The sequence below is a fragment of the Streptomyces boluensis genome (assembly GCF_009908195.1).
Classification (GTDB): Bacteria; Actinomycetota; Actinomycetes; order Streptomycetales; family Streptomycetaceae; genus Streptomyces; species Streptomyces boluensis.
Genome location: NZ_JAAAHS010000440.1, coordinates 1 through 5,686 on the forward strand (window position 1 = coordinate 1; position 5,686 = coordinate 5,686).

5 protein-coding genes and 1 pseudogene are annotated in these 5,686 nt (G+C 72.9%); 3 read left to right on the forward strand and 3 right to left on the reverse strand.

All coding sequences use genetic code 11. The annotated features are described in order from the left end of the window. A pseudogene (locus tag GUY60_RS33145) lies at positions 1 to 359 on the forward strand (glutamine synthetase); the annotation flags it as partial. Beyond that, positions 359 to 1,501: an amidohydrolase family protein gene (locus GUY60_RS33150; protein WP_161704659.1), complete on the forward strand. Its 1,143-nt coding sequence runs from the start codon at positions 359 to 361 to the stop codon at positions 1,499 to 1,501. The pseudogene GUY60_RS33145 and the gene GUY60_RS33150, both read left to right, overlap by 1 nt. A 69-nt stretch (positions 1,502 to 1,570) precedes the next feature. On the opposite strand, the gene GUY60_RS33155 is transcribed toward GUY60_RS33150, so the two are convergent. Both GUY60_RS33155 and rpe read right to left on the reverse strand, forming a co-directional pair. Continuing rightward, a complete protein-coding gene (locus tag GUY60_RS33155; RefSeq protein WP_161704661.1) occupies positions 1,571 to 2,617 on the reverse strand; it encodes a sugar-binding transcriptional regulator in 1,047 nt (348 codons plus the stop codon). Between the two features lie 235 nt (positions 2,618 to 2,852). Further along, complete coding sequence (gene rpe / locus GUY60_RS33160) at positions 2,853 to 3,539, reverse strand: ribulose-phosphate 3-epimerase (RefSeq protein WP_161704663.1); 687 nt, start codon at positions 3,537 to 3,539, stop codon at positions 2,853 to 2,855. Positions 3,540 to 3,695: 156 nt separating this feature from the next. Between rpe and GUY60_RS33165 the strand changes: the two genes are divergently transcribed. Beyond that, positions 3,696 to 3,878 carry a hypothetical protein gene (locus tag GUY60_RS33165; RefSeq protein WP_161704665.1) on the forward strand — a complete coding sequence of 61 codons (183 nt, stop codon included), beginning with the start codon at positions 3,696 to 3,698 and terminating at the stop codon, positions 3,876 to 3,878. Positions 3,879 to 3,901: 23 nt separating this feature from the next. Here the strand turns inward: GUY60_RS33165 and GUY60_RS33170 are convergent, their stop codons facing one another. After that, positions 3,902 to 5,320: an RsmB/NOP family class I SAM-dependent RNA methyltransferase gene (locus tag GUY60_RS33170; protein WP_161704667.1), complete on the reverse strand. Its 1,419-nt coding sequence runs from the start codon at positions 5,318 to 5,320 to the stop codon at positions 3,902 to 3,904. Positions 5,321 to 5,686 lie beyond the last annotated feature (366 nt).

Below are 5,686 nucleotides of genomic sequence, written 5' to 3' on the forward strand. Positions count from 1 at the left end.
GTTTCATCACCGGCGCCCCCGACGACCCGGCCGCCGCCAACGCCGAGGTGAAGTGCTTCGACCCGGCGGCCAATCCGTACCTGACCGTAGGCGCGGTGCTCGCCGCGGGCCTCGCCGCCCTGGACACGGACACCGCGCTGCCCGCACCGGTCGCCGGGGACCCGGCCGGCCGGGACGTGCCACGGCTGCCCACCTCGCTGCCGGACGCGGTGGCCCTGTTCTCCGCGTCCACCGTGCTGCGGGAGGCGATGGGCGACGAGCTGTTCGAGGCGTTCGCGGCGGTACGCACTGCGGAGGCCGAGCTGTTCGCCGGGCACACCCCCGAGGAGCTGGCCGCCGCGACACGGGAACGCTACTGATGCGCCCCGCCCCCGACGGCACCCCCGAAGGCCCGCCGCTCCTCCTCGACCAGCACTGCCACGGCGTCCTGCGCACCCCCACCGACCGCGCCGCCTTCGAGGCCCTGCTGACGGAGTCGGACGCGCCCGCCGCGCCGGGCACCACGTTCTTCGACACCCAACTCGGCTTCGCCGTACGCCGGTTGTGCCCGCCACTGCTCGGCCTGGCACCGCACTGCGCGCCGCGCGACTACCTCGACCGCCGGGCCGAGCTCGGGGTACGGGAGGTGGGCGAGCGGCTGGTCCGGGCGGCCGGGATCGCCGAGTTCCTGGTCGACACGGGCCTGCCCGGCGACCTGACGACGCCCGCCGAACTCGCCGCGCTCGGCGGCGGCACGGCCCGGGAGATCGTCCGCCTGGAGACACTCGCCGAGCGGCTGGCCGACGACGCGGGCACCGCGCCCGACGCCGAGCGGTTCCTCACTTCCGTCGACAGCGCGATCCGTACCGCCTCGGCCACCGCGGCGGGCTTCAAGTCGATCGCCGCGTACCGGCACGGGCTGCACCTGGACCCCGCCGAGCCCACCCGCGAGGAGTCACTGCGGGCGGCCACGGCCTGGCTCACGGACCGCCGCCCCGGCACCCGCGTCACCGAGCACACCCTGCTGCGCCGGCTGATCTGGTCGGCGGCCCGCACCGGCCGCCCGCTCCAGCTGCACACCGGGTTCGGCGACCCCGACCTGCGCCTGAGGCACAGCGACCCACTGCTCCTCGACGATCTGATCCGCGCCCTGCGCCCTACCGGCTGCACGCTCGTCCTGCTGCACGGCTACCCGTACCACCGCGCCGCCGGCTACCTCGCCCATGTCCACCCGCACGTCTACGCGGACGTCGGCCTGTCCCTCGGCCACACCGGGGCCCGCGCCCGCGCCGTGCTCGCCGAGACGCTTGAGCTCACCCCGTTCGGCAAGCTCCTGTTCTCGACGGACGCCTACGGCCTTCCGGAGCTGTACGTGGTCGGCGCACACCTCTTCCGCGAGGCTCTGGCCGCGCTGGCGTCGGACTGGGTGGCGTCGGGCGCGTGGTCCCGCCCCGACGCGGACCGGGTGACCCAGCTGATCGGCGCGGAGAACGCCCGCCGGGTGTACGGCCCGTACCCATGACGCGAGCGGCCCCGCACTCGGGCCGAGCGGCACGAGATACGGGGCGCGGGGTGGGAAGGAAGGTGCGGGTCAGACCCCGTCGGGGTCGGCCCGGTCGAGCGCGGGCCGGGGCGTGGGCCCGGCCTCCAGGAGCTGGTCCGCCGCTGCGGTGTCGGTGACCAGGCTGGTCACCAGGCCGGAGCGGAGCACCGCGTCGATCGCGGCGGCCTTGCGCTGCCCGCCCGCGATGGCCACGACCTCGGGGATACGGCGCAGCCGGTCCGCCTCGACCGTGATGCACCGCTCGCCCAGGTCGCGCCCGACCCGGCGGCCCTCGGCGTCGAAGAGGTGCGCGGACATCTCGGCGGCGACACCGAGCGAGGCGTAGTGCGCGCGCTCCTCGTCGGTGAGCATGTCGTGCACGGTCGAGATGCCCGGCTCCCAGGAGCCGATGGACACCGCGGCGACGGTGACCTTGTCGAAGTACTCGAAGGCGCGGGCGATCCCGGTCTGGTTGCGCAGCGCGGCGGCGGTCGCCGAGTCCGGCAGCAGCATCGGGGCGTAGATCGGGTGCGCCTCGCCGCCGGAGACCTGCGCGGCCCGCCGCACGGCCTCGACGGAGCCGCGCTCCGCGGTGCCCGCGTCGTACACACCGGTCAGCTGCACGACGGTGCACGGCGGCAGCTGATGCAGGGCGGCCGCCATGTGGATGGTGGACCGGCCCCAGGCGAGGCCGAGCACGTCTCCCTCGGTGACCAGCTCGCCGAGCAGGTCGGCGGCGACCTCGCCGAGGTTCTCCGGGTCGGGCGACTCCTCGACGGCCTGCGCCGGGGACTCCACAACGACCGCGTGACGCAGGCCGTAGCGGGCCCGCAGCCGGTCGGAGCGCTCGGCGTCCAACTCGGCGGGTACGCGAATCTCGATCCGTACGAGATCCCGTTCGAGAGCGGTCTCCAGAACCCTCGCGACCTTGAAGCGGCTGACGCCGAACTCCTCCGCGATCTGGATCTTGGACTTGCCCTCGAGATAGAAGCGGCGGGCCATGGCCGCCGCCTGCACCAGCTCAGCGGGTCCCATCCGCAGGGCCGGCCTCCCCGCTGACATGCCAGTCACGGCGCTCTCCTCACTGCTGTTCACAAGCTCTGCCGCGTACGGGCCCTGTCTCGCTCACAGGGCGGCCGTCCGTTCTCAGACCGCTGCTCACAAGCTGTTGTCTCACACGACTGCGATCAGAATCGATTCACAAGTTCACTCATCGGTTTCGCTCATCCTTGCAGATGCCGCGACACTTGATCAGTCCTGCCGGTCCCCGTTCATCTGCCGGTGGCACACAGGATGCCGAGCCCGGCGACTCGTGACCGTTCGGTGGCTGTCAGTGGCCGCAGGCCCAGGCGGCGGAGGCGGTGGCGTCCGTGGCCTTGGCCCGCAGGGCGCGCACGGCGGCGGCCGGGTCGTCCTTGCCGTACACGGCGGAGCCCGCGACGAAGACATCGGCGCCCGCCTCGGCGCACCGCTCGATCGTCGACTCCGCGACGCCGCCGTCGACCTGCAGCCACAGTTCGAGGCCGTGCTTGGAGATCAGCTCACGGGTCCTGCGGATCTTCGGCAGCATGATGTCGAGGAACGACTGCCCGCCGAAGCCCGGCTCCACGGTCATGATCAGCAGCATGTCCAGCTCGGGCAGCAGGTCCTCGTACGGCTCGATCGGCGTCGCGGGCTTCAGCGCCATGGAGGCACGGGCCCCCTTGGCCCGGATTTCCCGCGCGAGCCGTACGGGAGCGGCGGCGGCCTCGGCGTGGAAGGTGACCGACCCGGCCCCCGCCTCCACGTACTGCGGCGCCCAGCGGTCCGGGTCCTCGATCATCAGGTGGCAGTCGAGCGGCGTGCCCGTGGCCTTGCTCAGCGACTCGACGATCGGCACCCCGAGCGTCAGGTTCGGCACGAAGTGGTTGTCCATCACGTCGACGTGGAGCCAGTCGGCGCCGTCGACGGCCTCGGCCTCGGCGGCGAGACGCGCGAAGTCGGCGGACAGGATGCTGGGACTGATCTGAACTGCCATGCCCCAAGCCTGCCATGCCCAGCGCGGGTTGCCGTCGTTGCATCGTGCACGGACCAGGCGGAACACCGGGGCGGTTCGGCATCCGGCGCCCTTGTAGGCTCGGACGTTCCCCCGGTACCCCCGGTTGGCCAAGGCTCGTGAAGGTGAGTGCACGTAATGCTCGGTCTGCTGCTGATAGCCGCTGTGGTTGTCTTCATTCTCCTGGCGGTCGGAGGGATCATCCTGGCCATCGTCGTCCAGAACCGCAAACAGCGGCAGCCGCCCGCCCCGCCGTACGGGCCCGCGAGCCCGTACGCGCAGAACCCGAACCCCCAACAGCCGCCCTACCAGGGCCAGTAGAACGGCGGCTGCCAGGGCAGCGGCTAGCTCGTACGCCGGATCAGCGCCAGATACATCGCGTCCGTGCCGTGCAGGTGCGGCCAGAGCTGGATGTCGGGGCCGTCGCCGAGCGCGGGCACACCGGGCAACAGCGGGCGGGCGTCGAGGAGTTCGGCGTCGTCCCGGTGCTTCAGTACGTCGTCGACCACAGCGCGGGTCTCCGCCAGGTGCGGCGAGCAGGTCGCGTAGCCGACCACGCCACCGACCCGTACCGCCTCCAACGCCTCCTGGAGCAGGGCGCGTTGGAGCGGCGCGAAGCCGTCCAGGTCCTCGGGACGGCGGCGCCAGCGGGCCTCCGGGCGGCGGCGGAGCGCGCCGAGTCCGGTGCAGGGCACGTCCATCAGGACCCGGTCGAAGCTGCCGGGCAGCCACGGCGGCCGGGTGCCGTCGGCGGCGATCACCTGGTACGGCCCGGGGTTGCCGTCGAGCGCCTGGGCGACCAGGCGGGCCCGGTGCGGCTGCTTCTCGGAGGCGAGCAGCAGCGCGCCCCGCTGCGAGGCGAGCCCGGCGAGCATCGCGGCCTTGCCGCCGGGGCCCGCGCAGCCGTCCAGCCAGCGTGCGTCAGGCCCCTCCACGGGCGCGTTCGCGAGCGCGAGGGCCACGAGCTGGCTGCCCTCGTCCTGCACTCCGGCCCGCCCCTCGCGCACCGCGTCGAGGGCACCCGGTTCGCCGCCCTCGCTGAGCCGCACCGCGTGGGGCGACCAGCGGCCCGGCAGCGCGGTGTCCTCGTCGAGACCGTCGAGCAGTTCCTCGGCGGTGATCCGGCCCGGCCGGGCGACCAGGGTCACCTCGGGCCGCTCGTTGTCGGCCTCGAGCAGGTCCTCGATACCGGCCCGGCCACCGCCGAGCGAGTCCCACAGCGCCGAGACGACCCAGCGCGGGTGCGAGTGCACGATCGCCAGGTGCTCCTCGGCACCGTCGTCGTAAGGCGGCGCGACCCGCTCGAGCCAGCCGTCGAGATCGTCGGCGGCGATCTTCCGCAGGACGGCGTTCACGAACTTGGCGCGCCCGTCGCCGAGTACGACCCGGGCGAGCTCCACACTCGCGGACACCGCGGCATGGCTGGGGATACGGGTACCGAGCAACTGGTGCGCGCCCAGGCTCAGTACGTCCAGGACCGGCGGGTCGACCTCACGCAGCGGCCGGTCGACGCAGGCCGAGATGATCGCGTCGTACGTACCCTGCCGACGCAGCGTCCCGTACACGAGCTCAGTGGCGAGCGCCGCGTCCCGCCCGTCGAACCCGCCCTTCTCCCGCGCCTTGCGCAGCAGCGGCGGCAGCACGAGGTTGGCATACGCGTCCCGCTCGTCCACCGCCCGCAAGGCCTCGAAGGCGAGGATCCGCACGGGGTCCTTCTGGGGTCGCCGGTACGGCTTACGGGGACGACGAGGCTGCTCGTTCACGAAAAAGGTGCTCCGGATCCTGGATGAGATGCCCACCAAGCGTACGCGCACCTGGTCAGGGTCAGGATTCCGCCCACATCGGCCTGCGATTCCAGCCGGTCCGGCAATGTCGGCCCGCCAAATCCAGCCCGTCCGGCGCTTGAGGACGAGCCCGGAGGGCGACAATCAGCCGGTCCTGGGGGCACCTCCCAGCGGTAGCTGGGGGAGCTTGAGGACGAGGCCGAATATCAGCCCGTCCGGCGCTTGAGGACAAGGCCGAAGGCCGATGAAGCCCGCAGGGCGAGAGGGGGTCCGGGGGCGAAGCCCCTGGGAGCCGAGCCCCGTACGACCCGCACGCGACAACCGGCAAGCCCCGAACCCCGCACC

Excerpts from the sequence above, each read along its gene's own strand:
- rpe (WP_161704663.1), bottom strand. The coding sequence starts at position 3,539 with ATGGCAGTTCAGATCAGTCCCAGCATCCTGTCCGCCGACTTCGCGCGT.
- GUY60_RS33165 (WP_161704665.1), top strand. The coding sequence starts at position 3,696 with ATGCTCGGTCTGCTGCTGATAGCCGCTGTGGTTGTCTTCATTCTCCTG.
- GUY60_RS33150 (WP_161704659.1), top strand. The coding sequence starts at position 359 with ATGCGCCCCGCCCCCGACGGCACCCCCGAAGGCCCGCCGCTCCTCCTC.